Annotated in this window: 14 protein-coding genes and 1 other annotated feature; of the genes, 9 read left to right on the forward strand and 5 right to left on the reverse strand. The window is 58.4% G+C overall.

The features are described from left to right. The first annotated feature begins 8 nt into the window (after positions 1-8). From HWX89_RS00730 to HWX89_RS00745, 4 genes are all read left to right on the forward strand, one after another. On the forward strand, positions 9-2,276 hold the full coding sequence (locus tag HWX89_RS00730; protein ID WP_422646293.1) for an RNA degradosome polyphosphate kinase: 2,268 nt from the start codon (positions 9-11) through the stop codon (positions 2,274-2,276). After that, the gene (ppx, locus tag HWX89_RS00735; protein WP_138795667.1) at positions 2,273-3,796 is read left to right on the forward strand and encodes an exopolyphosphatase; all 1,524 of its coding nucleotides are present in this window, start codon (positions 2,273-2,275) and stop codon (positions 3,794-3,796) included. The genes HWX89_RS00730 and ppx overlap by 4 nt, the downstream gene beginning before the upstream one ends. A gap of 334 nt (positions 3,797-4,130) precedes the next feature. Beyond that, positions 4,131-4,559, forward strand: coding sequence for a hypothetical protein (locus HWX89_RS00740; protein WP_138795666.1), 429 nt, complete (start codon positions 4,131-4,133; stop codon positions 4,557-4,559). Next, on the forward strand, positions 4,546-4,854 hold the full coding sequence (locus HWX89_RS00745; protein WP_138795665.1) for an antitoxin YezG family protein: 309 nt from the start codon (positions 4,546-4,548) through the stop codon (positions 4,852-4,854). Before HWX89_RS00740 ends, HWX89_RS00745 begins: the two co-directional genes overlap by 14 nt. Before the next feature lie 85 nt (positions 4,855-4,939). Here HWX89_RS00745 and HWX89_RS00750 read toward each other — a convergent pair whose 3' ends face one another. The 4 genes from HWX89_RS00750 to HWX89_RS00765 form a co-directional block, all read right to left on the reverse strand. After that, complete coding sequence (locus HWX89_RS00750; protein ID WP_138795664.1) at positions 4,940-6,298, reverse strand: esterase-like activity of phytase family protein; 1,359 nt, start codon at positions 6,296-6,298, stop codon at positions 4,940-4,942. A 96-nt stretch (positions 6,299-6,394) separates the two neighbouring features. After that, positions 6,395-7,441 carry an adenylate/guanylate cyclase domain-containing protein gene (locus tag HWX89_RS00755; RefSeq protein WP_138795663.1) on the reverse strand — a complete coding sequence of 349 codons (1,047 nt, stop codon included), beginning with the start codon at positions 7,439-7,441 and terminating at the stop codon, positions 6,395-6,397. Positions 7,442-7,688: 247 nt separating this feature from the next. After that, positions 7,689-8,840, reverse strand: a complete 1,152-nt coding sequence (gene rnd, locus HWX89_RS00760) for a ribonuclease D (RefSeq protein WP_138795662.1) — start codon at positions 8,838-8,840, stop codon at positions 7,689-7,691. Positions 8,841-8,923: 83 nt separating this feature from the next. Then, positions 8,924-10,333 (reverse strand): MFS transporter, encoded by a 1,410-nt coding sequence (locus HWX89_RS00765; RefSeq protein ID WP_246705069.1) that lies wholly within the window; start codon positions 10,331-10,333, stop codon positions 8,924-8,926. 68 nt (positions 10,334-10,401) lie between these two features. Between HWX89_RS00765 and aspS the strand changes: the two genes are divergently transcribed. The 5 genes from aspS to HWX89_RS00790 all read left to right on the forward strand — a co-directional run bounded on the left by aspS (position 10,402) and on the right by HWX89_RS00790 (position 18,415). Then, a complete protein-coding gene (gene aspS / locus HWX89_RS00770) occupies positions 10,402-12,189 on the forward strand; it encodes an aspartate--tRNA ligase (protein ID WP_138795661.1) in 1,788 nt (595 codons plus the stop codon). Positions 12,190-12,460: 271 nt separating this feature from the next. Further along, the gene (gene creD / locus HWX89_RS00775) at positions 12,461-13,891 is read left to right on the forward strand and encodes a cell envelope integrity protein CreD (RefSeq protein WP_138795660.1); all 1,431 of its coding nucleotides are present in this window, start codon (positions 12,461-12,463) and stop codon (positions 13,889-13,891) included. Positions 13,892-14,014: 123 nt separating this feature from the next. Then, positions 14,015-14,485 carry an FUSC family protein gene (locus HWX89_RS00780; RefSeq protein WP_138795659.1) on the forward strand — a complete coding sequence of 157 codons (471 nt, stop codon included), beginning with the start codon at positions 14,015-14,017 and terminating at the stop codon, positions 14,483-14,485. A gap of 135 nt (positions 14,486-14,620) precedes the next feature. Beyond that, positions 14,621-16,726 carry a methyl-accepting chemotaxis protein gene (locus HWX89_RS00785; protein ID WP_138795658.1) on the forward strand — a complete coding sequence of 702 codons (2,106 nt, stop codon included), beginning with the start codon at positions 14,621-14,623 and terminating at the stop codon, positions 16,724-16,726. A 78-nt stretch (positions 16,727-16,804) separates the two neighbouring features. Then, positions 16,805-16,860, forward strand: a sequence feature (sul1 is cis-regulatory element that is thought to sense ions involved in sulfur or methionine metabolism; They are found in Alphaproteobacteria). A 73-nt stretch (positions 16,861-16,933) separates the two neighbouring features. Further along, complete coding sequence (locus HWX89_RS00790; RefSeq protein WP_138795657.1) at positions 16,934-18,415, forward strand: SulP family inorganic anion transporter; 1,482 nt, start codon at positions 16,934-16,936, stop codon at positions 18,413-18,415. A 47-nt stretch (positions 18,416-18,462) separates the two neighbouring features. Here the strand turns inward: HWX89_RS00790 and HWX89_RS00795 are convergent, their stop codons facing one another. Next, positions 18,463-19,653, reverse strand: a complete 1,191-nt coding sequence (locus HWX89_RS00795; protein ID WP_138795656.1) for an aq_1923 C-terminal domain — start codon at positions 19,651-19,653, stop codon at positions 18,463-18,465. Positions 19,654-19,760 lie beyond the last annotated feature (107 nt).

The following is a 19,760-nucleotide window of genomic DNA, read 5'->3' on the forward strand; positions in this document are numbered from 1 at the left end:
GCTGTTGAATAACTGTCACAGTTCCGTCGTCAAACTGTTATACGGGCAGTGGCACAATCACGAAATTGGGGAATCGGATGGACGCGGCAGGGCAGGAAAGCATGAACATGGTGCAGACGCTGAACGAGGGCGAGGATCTCTGGAATAGCCCGGCACGGTTCATCAACCGCGAGTTTTCCTGGCTCCAGTTCAATCGCCGCGTTCTAGAAGAGACGCTGAACACCGATCATCCGCTGTTGGAGCGGTTGCGCTTCCTGTCGATTTCGGCTGCGAACCTCGATGAATTCTTCATGGTGCGCGTTGCAGGCCTCGAAGGTCAGGTGCGCCAGTCGATCACCATCCGTACCCCGGATGGCAAGACCCCGGCCGAACAGCTCGAAGACATCCTGAAAGAAATCGATAATCTGCAGATGGAGCAGCAGGCTTCGCTCGCCGTGCTGCAACAATATCTCGCCAAGGAAGAAATCTTCATCGTTCGCCCCGCAGCGCTTTCGGATGACGATCGCACATGGCTGGAAAACGAGTTCGAAGAGCGCATCTTCCCGGTGCTGACGCCACTGTCCATTGATCCGGCGCATCCTTTCCCGTTCATTCCCAACCTGGGCTTCTCGATGGGCCTGCAGCTCGACAGCGTCAACGGCCGCGAGCCGATGACCGCGCTGCTGCGCCTGCCGCCAGCGCTCGATCGCTTCATCCGCCTGCCGGATGACAAGAACGCCATTCGTTACATCACGCTTGAAGATGTCGTCGGCCTGTTCATTCACCGTCTTTATCCCGGCTACACGGTGCGTGGTTTCGGTACGTTCCGCATCATTCGTGACAGCGATATCGAAGTCGAGGAAGAGGCCGAAGATCTGGTGCGCTTCTTCGAAAGCGCGCTGAAGCGCCGCCGTCGCGGTTCGGTGATCCGCATCGAAACCGATAGCGAAATGCCGCAATCGCTGCGCCAGTTCGTCGTGCATGAACTTGGCGTGCCTGACAACCGCGTTGCCGTTCTGCCGGGCCTTCTGGCCCTCAACACCATCTCGGAAATCGTCAAGGCGCCGCGCGACGATCTGAAGTTTGCGCCTTACAACGCCCGTTTCCCGGAGCGTGTGCGCGAACATGCGGGCGATTGCCTTGCCGCGATCCGCGAAAAGGACATGGTGGTCCACCACCCCTATGAAAGCTTCGACGTTGTCGTGCAGTTCCTGCTTCAGGCCGCGCGCGATCCGGAAGTTCTGGCCATTAAGCAGACGCTTTATCGCACCTCAAACGACAGCCCGATCGTGCGTGCCCTGATCGACGCGGCGGAAGCTGGCAAGTCGGTGACGGCGCTTGTGGAATTGAAGGCCCGTTTCGATGAAGAGGCGAACATTCGCTGGGCGCGCGACCTGGAGCGCGCCGGCGTGCAGGTTGTTTTCGGCTTCATTGAACTCAAGACACATGCCAAGATGTCGATGGTCGTGCGCCGTGAAGATGGCAAGCTCAGAACCTATTGCCACCTCGGCACCGGCAACTATCACCCGATCACGGCGAAGATCTACACGGACCTGTCCTTCTTCACCTGCAATCCGAAGATCGCCCATGACATGGCGAACATCTTCAACTTCATCACGGGTTATGGAGAGCCGGAAGAGGGCATGAAGCTCGCCGTTTCGCCTTACACGCTGCGTCCGCGTATCCTCAAGCACATCAACGAGGAAATCGAGCACGCCAAGAGCGGTGTGCCGGCGGCAATCTGGATGAAGATGAACTCGCTCGTCGATCCCGAGATCATCGATGCGCTCTACCGTGCCAGCGCTGCGGGCGTCGAGGTCGATCTGGTGGTACGCGGCATCTGCTGCCTGCGTCCGCAGGTGCCGGGCCTCTCTGACAATATCCGCGTCAAATCGATCGTTGGCCGCTTCCTCGAACACAGCCGTATCTTCTGCTTCGGCAACGGTTACGGCCTGCCATCCGACAAGGCGCTGGTCTATATCGGCTCTGCCGACATGATGCCGCGCAACCTCGACAGACGTGTTGAAACACTGGTTCCGTTGACGAACCCGACCGTTCACGAGCAGGTTCTTTCACAGATTATGCTGGGCAATTTGATTGACAATCAGCAGAGCTACGAGATACTTGCCGACGGAACGTCCAGGCGCATTGAGGTGCGCAAGGGCGAGGAACCGTTCAACGCGCAGCACTATTTCATGACCAATCCCAGCCTTTCCGGACGTGGTGAAGCCTTGAAATCCAGTGCGCCTAAACTGATAGCCGGGTTGATTTCGTCCCGCAAGAAACAGGCTGAATGACACGATCAGAAGCACAGGGGCGGCTGACCGGCCTTGCCCCCGTTTCCGTTATAGATATCGGTTCGAACTCCGTTCGCCTCGTCGTCTATGAAGGTCTTTCGCGCGCTCCGGCGGTCCTTTTCAATGAAAAGGTGTTGTGCGGCCTTGGCAAAGGGCTGGCCCTGACCGGGCGTATGCACGAGGAAGGTGTCAGCCGCGCTCTCTTGGCGCTGCGCCGTTTTCACAAGCTTTCCGAGCAGGCGCAGGCGCAGCAGCTTTACGTTCTGGCAACGGCCGCCGCACGCGAGGCGGAAAACGGTCCTGATTTCATTCGTGAGGCCGAGGCCATCCTTGGTTGTGAGATCGAGGTACTGTCAGGCGAAAAGGAAGCGCTTTATTCCGCATACGGCGTGATCAGCGGTTTTCATAATCCCGATGGCATTGCCGGTGACCTTGGCGGCGGTTCTCTGGAACTGATCGACATCAAGGGCAAGAGCTGCGGTGAGGGCATAACCCTGCCGCTCGGTGGCTTGCGACTGTCGGAACAGTCCAACGGTTCGCTTGAAAAGGCGGCCGTGATTGCCCGAAAGCACGTCAAGTCTTCAGCGGACCTTCTCGCCGCTGGCGAAGGACGGATTTTCTACGCTGTTGGCGGCACGTGGCGAAATATTGCCAAGCTGCACATGGAAATCACCGGTTACCCGCTGCACATGATGCAGGGTTACGAGCTTCCGCTCGATGAAATGCTGCGCTTTCTGGACGAGGTCGTTACCTCCAAGGACAGCAAGGACCCGGCATGGCAGGCGGTCTCCAAGAACCGTCGCTCGTTGCTGCCGTTCGGCGCCATCGCCATGCGCGAAGTGCTCAAGGTCATGAAGCCGTCCAAGGTTGCCTTCTCCGCTCAGGGCGTACGTGAAGGTTATCTCTACTCCCTGCTGTCTGAAACGGACCGCGATTCCGATCCTCTGCTGGTGACAGCCGACGAACTGGCAATTCTGCGTGCACGTTCGCCCGAACACGCCCGCGAACTCGCAGACTGGAGCGGTCGGACCTTTCCGGTTTTCGGCATCGACGAGACAGAGGAAGAAAGCCGCTACCGCCAGGCTGCCTGCCTTCTGGCCGACATAAGCTGGCGCGCCCATCCGGATTATCGCGGGCTACAGGCGCTCAACATCATCGCCCATTCGTCCTTCGTCGCGATCAGTCATCCGGGGCGTGCCTATATCGCCCTTGCCAACTATTACCGCTTCGAAGGGCTGAACGACAATGGCACGACGCAGCCTCTGGCAAGCGTCGCCGGCGATCGCTTTCTGGAGCTCGCAAAGCTTCTCGGTGGTCTGTTGCGCGTGGTTTACCTGTTCTCGGCATCGATGCCCGGCGTGGTCGATCACCTGAAATTCCGCAAATCCGACAATCCCGATATCGATCTGGAATTTGTCGTACCGCACGACTATTGCGACTTTGCCGGTGAGCGCCTCGATGGCCGTCTTCAGCAACTGGCAAAACTGACAGGCAAGCGCCTGGCTTTCGTGTTCGAATAACGCGCCAGCACTTTTCCATATCCCATCACATCGATGAGGCGTCGGTTTCAACCGGCGCCTCATTCGTTTCATGGTATATGAGGGTGATTTGTACGTCTATGGGTTGACAAAAAACAGGTAGAAACCAGAAGTTATGTTTAGGAGGATCGTTGGAGGGCGATAGAGGGAGGAGAGCATGGCCAGATTGCCGCTTTCGCTTCTCGTCTTATCCTTGTTTTGACCACGTAAGCGCGGCGTACAGATGAAGCGCGCTTGCCGTTGAGTATCCACGACATTCCCCAAAGATGCAGCGAGCCAAAGTCTTGGACAAGGCATCAACGACAGGAGTTGCCGTATGGACTTCATATCCGCTCAGACACGGGTGGTCGAAACCGGCGTTCCCTGCATTGGTGTCGACGGCTGGGAGCAGATTTTTATCGATGCTGAAATCGCCGAGGATAAGGGCGATTATTCGCTGAGCACAGTCAGTTTCGCCATTGTGCGGGCTGACGACGGGCGGCCGGCCAAACATCCGTTTTCCATCGACGCCGCCGGGCAGGACGCCATGCTGGCGCTTTATGCGCAGCGACACGAGGCCGGTGACGAGATCACCGGTTTCGACCTGACCATCGAACCTCATGACCGCTTCCGTTTTCGCTTCAGCCATGACGAACCGAAACGCGCCCTTGGCAAGTGGGATGCCGCAAAGGCCGCGCGTCTGCAGAACTATCTTGAGCAATACGACAAGGCAGGAAGGCAGGAAGGCAGACATGACAGACGCTGATCCCTACGCAATCATCGCCCGCCATCTGCTCGGGAACATACCGGCCGGTTGGCTGAAAGCGTGGATCGAAGGCGAAATGGGTGAGGGCTACAGCGATCTGCTGTTCGTCTGTTCGACAACGGACAAAGAGCGCAACTATTTCGTCCCTTCCTATGAGGACAACGAAATCATCCATGACCGGTTGGTGGAACTGCGCGATGGTTTGCAGCAGGAGGGTAGGGGAAAATGGTCGCGTTTCGTTTTCATGCTGCAGCCGGATGGGTCATATCATCTGCAGCTCGACTATGACGATTAAGCCCGAATTTCGCTGAGTTGGCCGGCACAAAACAAAACGCCCGGCTCTGTGCCGGGCGCTTCGTTTCAGATCTGCGGTAAAAGAATTATTTTGCCTCGAGCAGTTCTTTGACTTCGAGCAGGACGAACTCGTTGTCGTCAGCCTTGTCGAGTGCACGGCCTGCCGAGAATGGCAGGTTGTTGTCGTTGCCGACGATGATGTGCGTGGCGTCGACGCGGTCGACGTTCTCGATGGTCACGAACGGCATGTCGTAGAAACCTTCGCCGCCGCCCTGGCGCTTCTTGTTGTCAGGATCGGCGATCTTCAGGAGATCGATGTAACCGATCTTGCGGGCTGCCTTGCCGACATTGGCGTCGTTGAATTCGATCTTGTAGATGCGCTTGACCTTGGAAGGCACGGCAAAGCAGGTCACTTCCGGCTTCTTCGGGTCGGCGCAAGCCTTGTCGGCGGTGCCGGCGCCGTTGTCGCGTTCGATCACGAGACCCGTGGTCGCATCCAGCATGTTGAAGTCACCGATGGCTTCGCCACCTTCCGCCAGCGGGTACAACCAGGTACGGCCGGTCCACTTCTTCGACGCGACGTCAAGTTCGATGATCCGCAGGCCGGTTGCGCCGTCTTCGGTCTTTTCCACCTGGCCGTCGGTATTGTAGAGCGGCCCTTCCAGCAGGCCGTAGAGCTTGCTGCCATCCTTGGACATGGCCATGCCTTCAAAGCCGCCCGAACGCTTCAGGTTGAAGCCCGGCAGTTTCTGGGTCGGGTTGCCTGGCAGGGTCAGGATCGGGTTGTCGGGAGACTTGACGTCGATGTCGCCTGCCTTGGTGGCGATAACGTCGGTCAGTTTGCCGTCGCGGGTAAATTTCAGAACGTATGGGCCGAACTCTTCGGCAACCCAGAAGCCGTCAGAAACGGGCTGAATGGACTCGACGTCGAAATCGGCGCCGGTCAGATAGCGCTTGTCCGAACCTTCCATGACGATCGGGAAGGGGGCTTTTTTGTCCGGGTCGGACAGGAACACGGTTTCAAGCGCATTCACCTTACCCTGATCCCAGTCGAACTTCAGGTGATGCAGCATCAGCATCGCGTCGCTCGAATTGAGCTTCGAGCCGAAGCCGTTGTCGGAGAGGCTCCAGAACGTGCCGTCATCCATGGCCTTGATGCCGGAAAAACCCTGCATCGGCTGACCATTGAAAGGCATGGAGAGGCCGGTTGGGCGCACGCCGTCCTGGCCGGGAACCGTCTCAAGCCCTTCGGCGCGCTTGCGGTCGGAGGTCGTGAATTTTGCCGACGTCTTCAGATGCTCCGGTGCATCGGCTGGCGCTGCAATGATCGTTTTGGCCGGCAGGATGGCATGCGAAACCAGCTTTGCCGGAAACTCTTTTTCGGCGGCGTTGGCCGTGCCGACCAGCGCGAGAACAGCGCAAGAAGCGACGAGAATATGTTTCATGGTGAAGAACCCCCTCGGAGACCTGTTGAGACAGGTTCGATCCGATAGGGGCGGCATGTGACAGTCAGGTGATCTCAGTTTGAAGCTTTGATGAATTTAGCTTGCGATCGCAACCTGCGAGACCGCGACCGGATATTTGCTCAGGGTGCACACACCCAGCGTCTGGCCGCGTCCCTTGACCGCGTGTTCGCCCAGATACTCGCTGCGAACGCCTTTCGGCAACACGATCTGGTGAGCGAGATCGGCAGAAATCAGGATTGGATGCCCCAGCATCTTGCTCAGCGATTCAAGCCGTGCGGTCGTGTTCACCGTATCGCCGAAATAGGTGATCTTGTGGTGGTCGACGCCGATTTCGGCGGTGATGACGGGGCCGCCATGAATGGCAAAGCGCAAACGCGGCACTTCGCCGAATCGTTTCAGCCAAAGATCGTGCTTGTCTTCTATGGCGCCCAGAATATCGAAGACGCAATTGATGCAGGCTGCGCGCCGAACGGCAAGGTGGTAGGGCCAGGTAACGATGGCCGCGTCGCCGATATAGTCATCGATGACACCGCCGAATTTCCGGACCGGCGCGGCATAGGTGGCAAAAATCTCGCCGAGGAACTCCTGCGCTTTCAGGTCACCGTTGGTTTCCGCGAAGGAGGTCGAGCCGACGAGGTCGATGAAGAGGAAGACACGGTCTTCGCTCACCGGACGACGGTAGCGGCCGAGAATGAGGTCGGTGAAGATGTCACGCCCGAGCAGTTCGCGCACACGCATGATGAAGACGATGATGCCGCAAACGACGAGTGTGAAAACAAGGGTCTGTAGCTCGGCATGAACGGCCCGTCGCCAGGTGCCCGGAAAGATGCCGCTTGCCCAGAGAATCGTGCCGCCAAGCCCGAAGCCGCAGAACACTAGGACCGCATAGATCAGAAAACCGATGGCGATATAGACCGGTGTTGGCAGGGCGCTGACCCGTCGGGCAAGTCCCGGCATGATGTAACCGCGTTCGAACGCCAGAATCGGTGCACAGGCAAACAGAGCGTAGGTCGCGCCAATGAATGCACCACCGCCATATTCCAGGAACGCGTATGCAACGCCGCTGCCGGCAACGGCAACGAACAGCACCACGTAATCCAGAATTGGCAGCAGTTTTCTCATTGTGTTTCTTGATCTTGCAACAAAGCGAAAGACTCGCCGGGTTCGTCCGGCGACACCTCTTCCCGATGATATGCGACATTAATGTGGAAAAAGCGCCGCAAAAAGTGACGTTTCGGTAAGGTCGGGAAAAGGATTGGCAGGGCTGTTGCCGTGATGCCGCAACGACCCTTCCAGAGCTTCCGATAGACGCCAGAAATGTTTCGCAACGAACCGTTCTGACCGGCCGTTGCGTATGCTGGGCAGTGTTTTATCCGCCGATATCGACGGTTTCGACCTTCTTGTTGACGAAGCGAAGTGCCACATCGCCATTGATGAGTTTCAGCGCCAGGTCGCCGAACAGTTCACGCCGCCAGCCGGAAAGGGCCGCAACCGTGGCGTTTTCACCCTCTGCTGCGATCTTGTCGAGGTCATCGCTGTTGGCGAGAACCTTGGCGGCGACACCATGCTTGTCCGCCGTCAGTTTCAGCAGAACCTTCAACAGTTCGACTGCTGCCCCCGATCCTTCCGGAGAGTGCGTGTGACGCGGTGCTTTCGGCATTTCTTCACGCGGTAGGGCCAAGGCGGCATTGACCGTTTCGATGATGGCCGTGCCGGAAGACGAGCGCTCCCAGCCCTTGGGAATCGTGCGCAGGCGCGACAGCGCCTCGGTGTCCTTCGGCTGCTGCTGGGCGATTTCGAAAATGGCATCGTCCTTCAGAACCCGCGAACGCGGCACATTGCGCGAGCGTGCTTCGCGCTCCCGCCAGGCGGCCACGAACTTCAGCGTTGCAAGTTCGGTCGGCTTGCGCAGGCGCGATTTCAGTCTCAGCCAGGCATCGTCGGGGTGCATGTCATAGGTGTCGCGCGATTCGAGGATGTTCATTTCCTCGGTCAGCCACAGCGAGCGGCCTTCGCGTTCAAGTTCGGCCTTCAGCGCCAGATAGACGTCGCGCAGATGGGTCACATCAGCCAGCGCATAATCGAGCTGCTTGTCCGACAGTGGCCTGCGGCTCCAGTCGGTGAAGCGCGAGGATTTGTCGATCTGGACGTTTTTGATCTTCTGCACGAGCTGGTCGTAGGAGATCGAATCGCCGAAGCCGCACACCATGGCGGCGACCTGCGTATCGAAGATCGGGTGAGGGATGAGGCCACCCAGATGATAGATGATTTCAATGTCCTGCCGCGCGGCGTGGAAGACCTTGACGACGTTGGGATTGGCCATCAGTTCGAACAGCGGCGCAAGGTCAATACCCTTGGCGAGCGGATCGACCAGCACTTCCAGCGTCGGGCTTGCCATCTGCACGAGGCACAGTTCCGGCCAGAATGTCGTCTCGCGCAGAAATTCCGTATCGATGGTGATGAATTCCGATTTCGCCAGTTCCTTGCAGGCTTCGGCGAGGGCGGCAGTCGTTTCAATCATTGTTATTGGCCAATCTTGGAAAAGTATTCGTCTTACTTTCCCTTTGCCGCACGCATGTCAATACAAAGGCCGCTTTTCCGGCCTCAAGGATCGTTTTTCTCCGGCGAATGTGGCTTCTCACCGTCGTCTCTGGGTCGTCCGGGGGTTGCAAGTTTCTGGAAATAGGCCGAGGTGCGCAGCAACGAGCGGAAGCGCCAGTTGCGTTCTTCCACTGGCACGCCTTCGCGCACCCGCAGCCGGTGGACCGTGTAGGCAATGAAAACGATCTGTATCGCCGCCGTATAAGCGAACAACGCCTTTGGCCCGAACGCGTCGATCAGCACCGAAGCGATCAACGGCCCCATCGTCGCGCCGACCGACCAGAAGAACAATAGTCCGGCCGACACCATGGCATGTTCTCCCTCCTTGGCATGGTCGTTGCCATGCGCGGAGCTCAGCGAATAAAGCGGCAGCGCAAAGGCGCCGAAGATGAAGACGCCGATGATGTTGCTCCACTCGTCCGTGCCGGCAAACAGCGCCAGGAACAGGCCGACGACGACCGAACCGGCCGTGGTCGCAAGGATGATGATGCGCCGGTCATAGCGGTCGGAATAGACGCCGAGGGGATATTGCAGCACCACGCCGCCGATGATCCCGGCGCTCATGAAGGTTGCAATCGAGGTCACGGAAAGTCCGATCTGTTCACCGTAGATTGGACCGATGTTGCGGAATGCCGCCATGCTGAGACCGACGGCAACGCAGCCAACCACGGCAAGCGGTGAAATGCGCCAGACCGCAAAGAGATTGAAGGGGATCTGCTTCGGCGGTGCCGGATTGGATTTGTCGGCAAGCGAGATCGGCACCAGTGACAGGGACAGGGCCATGGCGATCAGTGAAAACACGATCGGCCCTTCGATACCGGCCAGAGGGATCACGTATTGGGCGAGCGTCACAGAGCCAAGGTCAACGAAACGGTAGATGGAAAGCGTGCGCGCGCGGTTCGAATTGGTGACCTGCGCATTGATCCAGCTTTCGATCGCTGCAAAAAGACAGGCGACTGCGATGCCGATGATGAAGCGCATCAACATCCAGAACAGCGGATGAATGATCAGCGGCATGGCGATGGACGCGGCCGATGCCACCGCCGCCATCGTGGCGAAGGTCCTGATGTGGCCGACCTTGCGCAGAAGCCGGGTCACGGAAATGCAGCCGAGGGCGAATCCCATGCTGTAGGCGGCGCTGATAAGGCCGATGGTGCTGGCGGAAAAACCTTCCGAAAGGCCGCGCAGCGCAATGTAGGTTCCTTGAAGCCCGTTGCCTCCGATCAGAATGCCGGCGGTAATCAGCAGGGGAATAAGCGGTCTGATCTGGTTCATGCGTGGGGCACCGGCAGGCGGATATGATTTGAGATCGGCAGAGATTGCAGATAGACCATACTTAACCGTGTAATACGCTGAAAGACAGCGCGATACGCGACAATATTCCGCTTTGCCTTGACAAATCAGGCGCGTCATGCGCTTTTCCGCCCGATTTAGATACGCGATCCATCCGTGTGATCGCCGCTATGTTTCAGGATAACAAAATGCATCGTTACCGCAGCCACACCTGTGCCGCTCTCCGCAAGTCGCATGTCGGCGAGACTGTTCGTCTTTCCGGCTGGGTTCATCGCGTCCGAGATCATGGCGGCGTTCTCTTCATCGACCTTCGCGATCACTATGGCATCACGCAGGTCGTGGCCGATCCCGACAGCCCTGCCTTCAAGGTTGCCGAAACCGTACGTGGCGAATGGGTCATCCGCATCGACGGCCTGGTCAAGGCGCGTTCGGAAGACACCGTCAACAAGGGCATGGCGACTGGCGAGATCGAACTCTACGCACAGGAAATCGAAGTTCTCGGCGTTGCCAAGGAACTGCCGCTGCCGGTCTTCGGTGAGCCGGAATATCCGGAAGACGTACGCCTGAAGTACCGCTTCCTCGACCTGCGCCGCGAAACCCTGCACAAGAACATCGTCAAGCGCACGCAGATCATCTCCGCCATGCGCACCGGCATGGGCGACGCTGGTTTTGCCGAATACACCACGCCGATTCTGACCGCCTCTTCGCCGGAAGGCGCGCGCGACTTCCTCGTGCCGAGCCGTATCCACGAAGGCAAGTTCTTCGCGCTGCCGCAGGCACCGCAGCAGTACAAGCAGCTTCTGATGGTTGCCGGTTTCGACCGTTACTTCCAGATCGCACCGTGCTTCCGCGATGAAGACCCGCGTGCTGACCGTCTGCCGGGCGAGTTCTATCAGCTCGACGTCGAAATGAGCTTCGTGACCCAGGAAGATGTCTGGGAAACCATGGAGCCGATGATGACGGCCGTGTTCGAGAAGTTTGCCGAAGGCAAGCCGGTGACGAAGCAGTGGCCACGCATTCCTTACGACGAAGCGATCCGTAAATACGGTTCCGACAAGCCGGACCTGCGTAACCCGATCATCATGGAAGCTGTGACCGAACACTTCGACGGTTCTGGCTTCAAGGTTTTCGCGAACATGATCGCGTCCAACCCGAAGGTTCAGGTCTGGGCTATTCCGGCAAAGACCGGCGGCTCCAGAGCATTCTGCGACCGCATGAACGCCTGGGCGCAGTCGCAGGGTCAGCCTGGTCTTGGCTACATCTTCTGGAAGGAAGAAGACGGCAAGATCGGCGGCTCCGGCCCGCTCGCCAAGAACATCGGCGAAGAACGCACCGAAGCGCTGCGCACGCAGCTCGGTCTCGAAGCCGGTGACGCCTGCTTCTTCGTGGCTGGCGATCCGGCCAAGTTCTACAAGTTTGCCGGCGAGGCGCGTACCCGCGCTGCCGACGAACTGAACCTGATCGACCGCGACCGTTTTGAAATGTGCTGGATCGTCGACTTCCCGTTCTTCGAATACAACGAAGACGAAAAGAAGATCGACTTTGCGCACAACCCGTTCTCCATGCCGCAGGGCGGCCTGGAAGCGCTGGAAGGTGACGACCCGCTTTCGATCAAGGCTTTCCAGTACGACGCGGTTTGCAACGGCTTCGAAATCGCTTCGGGCTCGATCCGTAACCAGTCGCCGGAACTGATGGTCAAGGCGTTTGAAAAGGTCGGCCTCAGCCAGAACGACGTTGAAGAGCGTTTCGGCGGTCTCTATCGCGCGTTCCAGTACGGTGCTCCTCCGCACGGCGGTTGCGCATTCGGTATCGACCGCGTTGTCATGCTGCTCGTCGGCGCCAAGAACCTGCGTGAAATCACGTTGTTCCCGATGAACCAGCAGGCACAGGATCTGCTGATGAACGCGCCGTCGCCGGCAACGCCGACGCAGCTTCGCGAACTGGCGCTGCGCGTCGTACCGTCCAAGAAGGACTAAAATTTACGGCGCGCGATGCGCCGTAAAAAAGATCTTGATGAGGGCTGGCGGAAACGCCGGCCCTTGTTGTTTTTGGCTGATGCCAGAAAAGCCGCAAATTTACCGCTGGTTGAACCAGATTTGGTGCGCAATCAGTCGAAATCCCTTTTCACAATTCCAAGGTGCATTCGAATCCAGGTGTAGGAACATCAGGGGTTCCAAGGGGCTGGCCTGCCTTCATTCGTGTGTCGCTGCATTGCTAGAAAAAATATTGAAAAGGGACGTTTTACTCATGACTGAAGCGGAAAAAGATCCGTCGCCTCAGACGGGACAGCCTGCCTCCGGCCAGCTACGCGGCAATATCGCCGCCGGCCTGCGCTCGCCGGGCGCGAAATTTCTGATGATCGGGTTCATCTCGGTCGTCCTTCTCGTTCCCCTTTTGCTGGTCTGGGGATTGACAGAAGAGCGTGCCAAGCGGGCAGAAGAGGTATCATCCCGCATCGCGGCCGGTTGGGGCGGAGAGCAGGTGGTGAATGGCCCCTATCTTGCCGTGCCATTTGACGTCGAAAGCCGCCGCGAAGTGGATGGGCGCACGATCGTCGAACGCAAGACGCAGTGGGCCCTCGTCATGCCCGAGACGCTGGCCGTCTCTGCCCGCTTCAGGGTCGAGGAGCGAAAGCTCTCCATCTACAGTCTGCCGGTTTATAACAGCAACCTCACGCTCAAAGGCCGCTTTGGCGCTGATATATTGCAGGATCTCGCTCGCTTTTCCGGTACGCCGAGGCTCGATCAGGCCATTCTGGTCATGAACATCAACGACATCACCGGCATCCGCTCGGACGCTGGCGTCAAGATCAACGACGGCGCAGTACTCCCGTTTGACCCGGGAATGCGGGATATCACCGCACCCGTTGCCCGTGACGACTATGGTCAGTTTCTGCTGAAATCCGAAGCCGGTGTTCATCGGGCAATCGGCCAGGATCTCGTCAGCACGGGATTTGCCTTCGATATTGCATTTTCTCTGAACGGATCGCGCAGTTTTGCCGTCGCACCAGCAGGCCAGACGACCAGTTTCGCGGCCAACGCTGACTGGCCGCATCCCGGTTTCGAAGGACTGTTCCTGCCGGAACAGAAGACCGTCACCGCCTCCGGCTTTGAGGCAAACTGGACGGTACCCTATCTCGCCAGGGGCATAGACAGGATTATCGAAGGCAGACAATTGCCGCTTTCCAACAGCCTGATGGCGATCAACCTCGTCGAACCGGTCAAGTTCTATCAGGTCGTGTCGCGCACGCTGAAATATTCGATCGGCTTCATCTCACTGGTTTTCCTCGCCGTGTTCATCATTGAACTCAGGGGCGGGCGAATGGTGCACTGGATACAATATGTGCTGACGGGGCTTGCGCTCGTGGTGTTCTACGTCCTGTTGCTGGCGCTTGCAGAACATACCGGCTTCACCATCGCCTATGTCGCCTCGTCATTCGCAACAGCGGTGCTGATCGCGTCCTATCTCGGCAGTGCGACGGCAAGCAGGAAGAATGGCATCTCGCTGTTTGCAGCGCTCGCCGGCGCCTACGGCGTGATGTATCTGGTTCTCAACGAAGACGAATATGCCCTACTGGCGGGTGCGATAATCTCCTTCGTGGCGATTGCCGCGACCATGTACGCGACACGGCGTGTGGATTGGTCAGCGTCGAATACGCGGTCCAACCCGACGACATAACATCATCAGCCTCCGCCCGGCATCTGACCGGGCGGATAGGGGCTGCCTGCATTGGTAGTGTTGTGGTGACTGGTTGGCTGCCCTATACCTTTGAGATGATGTCGAGAACGGGTTGAGAATGTCATGATGGAAAAGCTGTTCGAACGGGCTCGTGCAGCTTTCACCCGTGCCTTGGCGGCGGCGCTCGCCGCCGCTTTTGCGTTCTGGATCGCGCATAAATTTCTGGGGCACCCGCAGCCTGTCTTTGCCGCTGTCAGCGCTCTCATTTGCCTTGCGCCCGGCATCAGCGATCACTTGAAGCAGGCCATGGGCCTGATGATCGGTGTCACGCTCGGAATTCTGATCGGCGAACTGACGCTCCTTGTTCCGCACGACTATGGCGAAGTCCGCATGGCCGTTGCCACCTTCGCGTCCATGATGCTCGCATCCCTGTTCGGCCTGTCGGCAGTGGTGCCAATCCAGGCTGGCGCATCCGCGATGCTGGTCTTGCTGCTCGGTCCGCAGAGCGCTGGTTTCGTGCGCTTCCTTGACGTTTCCGTCGGCGCATTTATCGGCGTTGCCGTCACAATCCTGTTCTTCAGACAAAAATCCTGACGCTGTGGGCAATACCCCTTAAAATGCAGGGGTTTGTCATAAAACCTTCATCCAGATGGCGGCTCCGGTAGAGAACTCCTTAAGCCTTGGCTGGCATTTCATCGCTCGGCGAGAAATGTTTCATCCGGGGGTCGAATGTCTTCTCTGTTTTCCGCGTTCAGAATATCGCATCGCGTGATGATGCTGGCGCTTGTAGCTTTGTGCGGCATTGCCGTCATTGCGGGTACCTTGCTGTGGCAGCGTCAGGCAGAAGTAGATCAACGCGTTGCACAAGAGGTTCTGGCGAAGCGGGATGGCGTATTGGTTGCGCTGACGGAAGACCTGCGTGAAAGCCTGCTGCACCAGAAGAATTTTCTTCTCGCCAAGGATATGAATGCCGCAGCGGAATTCGATGTCGCCATGACGCGCGTGCAGCAGTCTCTGCAGACGCTTCAAGGCACCTCTGCGCAGCAGCTTCAGGACCAACTTGCCAATCTCGGGCAGGGCACGGCGTCCTATGCTGAACTGGTAAAGGCACTGTTCGCCAGGAATCAGGAGCTTGGGCTCAAGCCCTCCGAAGGTCTTGAAGGCGCCATGCGCAACAGCGTGCACACGATCGAGAAACTTGTCGACAGTGTCGTCAATCCGGAAATCCGCGCCAGCATGTTGATGATGCGCAGGCACGAGAAGGATTTCATCCTGCGACGGGATGCTTCCTACACAGAAAAACACGCCGCCGAGGTGGAAACCTTCAAGGGCCTGATCAAGCAGGAATATCGTCCCGGTGCCGACCGTCAGCGCATCATGGACGCACTGGAAATTTACACGGCATCCTTCCGTTTTTACGCTCAGGCCACGCTTGATGAGCAGAAGGCGCGGGAGACTGCGACGAACGCCTACAATGCATTGCAGCCGGTCGTGGCGACGATTGCCTCTGCCTATCAGGATGAGCGGACAGCCAATGCCATCGAAAACCGGCGCGCGGCGGAAACGACTGTTTCGATCGTGATCGGTTTTATTGCTCTTACCGTCCTCAGCCTGTTTGCCGGGGTTTATTTTATCGGCCGGTCGATCACCCGTCCGGTTAACGCGATCACACGTGGCATGCGCCGCCTAGCCGATGGCGAAACCGGCTTTGCCGTACCGGGACTCGCCCGCAGGGATGAGTTCGGCGCCATGGCTGGCGCGCTGGAAGTGTTCCGCCAGTCGGCCATCGCCAAGGCTGAACTCGAGGCCGAGGCGTTGGCCGCACGCGAACAGGCTGAACAGGAGCGGCTTCACATTCAGCGAAGTGCTGAAGCGGAGGCGCAGGCCCGGTTGATGCAGGCAACGACAGGCCTCGCATCCGCGCTGCAACGCCTTGCCGCCGGTGACCTGTCCTTCGAACTGAACGAACCCTTCGCACCGGATTTCGAAGCGCTCCGCCACGATCTCAACCAGACCCTGCAGCAACTTGATGCCGTCATGTCGGGCGTCGTGCAGTCAAGCATGGTGATTGACGGCGGCAGCCAGGAAATCAGCCACAGCGCGGAAGACCTGGCACGTCGTACGGAGCAGCAGGCAGCATCGCTCGAGCAGACCGCCGCAGCACTGGATGAATTGACCGCCAACATCCGCATTTCCGCCGACCGTGCGATGGAGGCGCGTTCGATTGCGATATCGGCCGATCAGGATGCGAACCGGACCGTCTCGCTTGTCAACGACACCATCGGCGCCATGGAGAAGATCGAGCAGTCTTCCGGCAAGATCGGCAATATCATCGGCGTGATCGACGAAATCGCCTTCCAGACCAATCTTCTGGCGCTGAATGCCGGTGTCGAGGCAGCCCGCGCCGGTGAGGCTGGGCGTGGCTTTGCCGTCGTCGCCCAGGAAGTTCGCGAACTTGCGCAGCGCTCGGCGCGCGCAGCCGGAGAAATCAAGGCGCTGATCCAGACCTCCGCCGGCGAAGTGGCGGAAGGCGCCCGTTACGTGCGTGAAACCGGCGCGGCCCTGTCGCGTATCGGCGGCTCGGTGAAGTCGATCAATGACCACATCGAGGCAATCGCTGCCGCAACCAAAGAGCAGTCGCTGGGGCTCGGTGAGATCAACACCGCCGTCAATCATCTTGATCAGGGCACGCAGCAGAACGCTGCTATGGTTGAGGAGAACAATGCCGCCAGTGCCGTTCTGGCAAACGAGACGGCGCGGCTCAAGGAGCTGGTATCGCTGTTCCAGCTCAGCGGCGCGCAGGCGTCCGACGACAGGATGCGGCACGCCGCCTGATCGAGCCGGACCAAAAACAAAAAAGCGGGCGCAAAACTTGTCGCCCGCTTTTTTGACGTTTATAGCTTGGTTACTCACCACGGACCCGGTGAAATTCCGGGTGGCTCTTCTGGCCGCCGATCCGCCAGACAACGCAAAGCACCGACGACATTTTTCGATCTACCGGACATGGCTCCGGCCGGTGCATGTTTCTTTGCGAAAAATCATATGAACACGTTTCAAGCCTACAAACGCGAATGGTTTCACAACATTCGTGGCGACATTCTTTCCGGTATTGTCGTCGCGCTAGCCCTTATTCCTGAGGCAATCGGATTTTCCGTCATTGCCGGCGTCGATCCGAAGGTCGGTCTTTTCGCCTCCTTCGCCATTGCCTGCGTGTCCGCCTTCACCGGCGGCCGCCCTGGCATGATTTCAGCGGCAACTGCAGCCACCGCCGTGCTGATGGTAACTTTGGTCAAGGAACACGGGCTGCAATATCTCTTTGCTGCAACGATCCTGATGGGCGTACTGCAGATCGCCGCCGGTTTTGCCAAGCTTGGCAGGGTCATGCGGTTCGTATCCCGTTCGGTCATGACCGGCTTCGTCAACGCACTGGCGATCCTGATTTTCATGGCACAATTGCCGGAACTGATCGGCGTTCCAGTCCAGACCTATGTGATGATCGCGGCCGGTCTGGCGATCATCTATCTGTTTCCGATGGTCACCAGGGTCATTCCGTCGCCGCTCGTCGCCATCGTCGTTCTGACATGCGTTGCAGTATTTTCCGGGATGGATATCCGCACTGTCGGCGATCTCGGAGAGTTGCCTTCGGCCTTGCCGGTCTTCGCCTTGCCACAGGTGCCGCTCACCTGGGAAACGCTGCAGATCATCTTCCCTTATTCCTTCGCTCTCGCTGCGGTGGGTCTTCTCGAATCCCTGCTGACGGCACAGATCGTCGACGACATGACCGATACCGGCTCCAACAAGAGCCAGGAATGCATCGGGCAGGGGGCAGGAAATATCGCCTCCGCCCTGATCGGCGGCATGGGCGGCTGCGCCATGATTGGCCAGTCGGTCATCAATGTCAGTTCCGGCGGCCGTGGACGCCTTTCCACCTTCGTGGCTGGCGCGTTTCTTCTCTTCCTGATCCTGGTGCTCGACGATCTCGTCCGTATCATCCCGATGGCGGCGCTCGTTGCGGTCATGATCATGGTCTCCATCGGCACCTTCTCCTGGCGTTCGATCCTTGATCTGCGCCGCAATCCGCCATCGTCCAGCATCGTCATGCTGGTGACGGTTGGCACGGTGCTGGCCACCCACGATCTGGCCAAGGGCGTGCTTGCGGGTGTGCTGCTCTCGGGCGTGTTCTTCGCCGGCAAGGTCGCCAAGCTGTTCCACGTCCGCTCCGAGCTTATCGATGACGGGCAGGGGCGCGTTTACCGCGTCGATGGCCAGATCTTCTTTGCGTCGACGGAAAGCTTCATCGCCGCCTTCGATTTTGGCGAGGAGGTCAAGACGGTGACGATCGATGTCTCAGAGGCGCACCTCTGGGACATATCGGCGGTAGGTGCGCTTGACAAGGTCGTGTTGAAGTTCCGCAAGAACGGCAAGACGGTGGAGGTTGTCGGGCTTAATGCGGCAAGCGCGCACATGATCGATCGGTTCGCGGTGCACGACAAGGCGGACGGCGCGGCACTTTCGCCCCATTGAACAACGCAATAAAAAAGCCCCGGGAAACCGGGGCTTTTCTGTCTGTCTTATTCGTTTGCCGTGACCGTTACACCCAACATCTTCGGGAGCGTGTTCGGTGCGCCCATCGCCGCACCCATGAGCATCGGGAACGGAACCGGGCTTTCCGGCTCTGCCGTGATGGTCAGGTTCTTCGGGTCGTCGACATAGGTGTTGATTGCCGTCGAGACCATGTTCTGCAGTTCCGGCACGTTGAGCGAAGCCAGCATCAGCGGTGCCATGCCCTTGATCGTCTGGGCAAGCTGGTCGCCCGTCATCCCCTGCTGGGTTGCTGCATAATCGATGGCGCGCTTGGTGATGCTGGCGTCCTCAAAGCTGACTTCCGCATTGATGAAGGAAAGCTGCTGCATCAGGCCGAGCATGGCAAGGCTGGCGGCCTGCTGGGCCTGTTCCTTGTTCGGGTTCTCGGTCTGTGCCTTCACCGCTTCCTGCATCGACTTGATGAAGGGGAGCGTATAGCCCGAGAAACCGAACGATATGTTCAGGCGTCCAACGTTGTCGAGGTCGAGTGCATATTCCTCAACATCGATCGTGCCGGAAGAAACTTCCCAGCTTCCACTCATGGTCATCGCACCAGAGATGGACTGGAGATTGAGCTTCTCGACAGCATCCTTGGTGCTGGGATCTTCGATGCCGCTGAGGTCGGCCTTGAAGCCGGTGGCGTCGAAATCGAAGCTCATCGTGTTCTTGTCATCACTCAGAGACATCGTGGCGGTGCTTTCCTTCAGCGCGAAAGCTTCCTTGCCGCCAAGGGTCACCGAAACCGGGCCGCTGTGGGCCTCGTCGTAGAACATCAGTGCCTCGATCGTGCCGGTCGTCGCATCGGCCGGAATGGTCAGGCCCGACATGTAGATGTCACTTGCCTTGATCGACACGTTGTCCTGATTGTAGTCGACATTGCCGAAGCGTGCGGTTTCGATCTTGTAGCCGCCGTTGTTTTCTTCCACGCCTTCCAGGGTGATCGTGCCAACCGGGATCTTGCGCGAAGGATCGCTCGCTGCCGCAAAGGTCACGTCACCCAGCGTCACGGTAGAACCGTTGACGACGGTGGACTGTGCGCTGATTTCGCCGCCCTGTGCGCTGTAGGCGGCATTGATCTTCTTCAGAACATCGGCGCCATCAAGCGCAAAAGCTGGCGCGGAGAGCGCGAGAACGGCCGCGCTCGTGAAAAGAACTTGCCGGGTGAATTTCAGTTTCATGATGTTTCTTCCCTTGAACCGCAGACTCGCGCGGTATTATCGACATCGATAGTGGCATTTATATTCGCGATTAATCAAAGGTCTACCGGATTTCATCTCTCCCACAG

This window comes from Rhizobium sp. RM (assembly GCF_013390595.1).
Lineage (GTDB): Bacteria > Pseudomonadota > Alphaproteobacteria > Rhizobiales > Rhizobiaceae > Agrobacterium.

Excerpts from the sequence above, each read along its gene's own strand:
- rnd (WP_138795662.1), bottom strand. The coding sequence starts at position 8,840 with ATGATTGAAACGACTGCCGCCCTCGCCGAAGCCTGCAAGGAACTGGCG.
- aspS (WP_138795661.1), top strand. The coding sequence starts at position 10,402 with ATGCATCGTTACCGCAGCCACACCTGTGCCGCTCTCCGCAAGTCGCAT.
- HWX89_RS00780 (WP_138795659.1), top strand. The coding sequence starts at position 14,015 with ATGATGGAAAAGCTGTTCGAACGGGCTCGTGCAGCTTTCACCCGTGCC.
- HWX89_RS00765 (WP_246705069.1), bottom strand. The coding sequence starts at position 10,333 with ATGACGCGCCTGATTTGTCAAGGCAAAGCGGAATATTGTCGCGTATCG.
- ppx (WP_138795667.1), top strand. The coding sequence starts at position 2,273 with ATGACACGATCAGAAGCACAGGGGCGGCTGACCGGCCTTGCCCCCGTT.
- HWX89_RS00740 (WP_138795666.1), top strand. The coding sequence starts at position 4,131 with ATGGACTTCATATCCGCTCAGACACGGGTGGTCGAAACCGGCGTTCCC.
- HWX89_RS00790 (WP_138795657.1), top strand. The coding sequence starts at position 16,934 with ATGAACACGTTTCAAGCCTACAAACGCGAATGGTTTCACAACATTCGT.
- HWX89_RS00750 (WP_138795664.1), bottom strand. The coding sequence starts at position 6,298 with ATGAAACATATTCTCGTCGCTTCTTGCGCTGTTCTCGCGCTGGTCGGC.
- creD (WP_138795660.1), top strand. The coding sequence starts at position 12,461 with ATGACTGAAGCGGAAAAAGATCCGTCGCCTCAGACGGGACAGCCTGCC.
- HWX89_RS00785 (WP_138795658.1), top strand. The coding sequence starts at position 14,621 with ATGTCTTCTCTGTTTTCCGCGTTCAGAATATCGCATCGCGTGATGATG.
- HWX89_RS00755 (WP_138795663.1), bottom strand. The coding sequence starts at position 7,441 with ATGAGAAAACTGCTGCCAATTCTGGATTACGTGGTGCTGTTCGTTGCC.
- HWX89_RS00745 (WP_138795665.1), top strand. The coding sequence starts at position 4,546 with ATGACAGACGCTGATCCCTACGCAATCATCGCCCGCCATCTGCTCGGG.
- HWX89_RS00795 (WP_138795656.1), bottom strand. The coding sequence starts at position 19,653 with ATGAAACTGAAATTCACCCGGCAAGTTCTTTTCACGAGCGCGGCCGTT.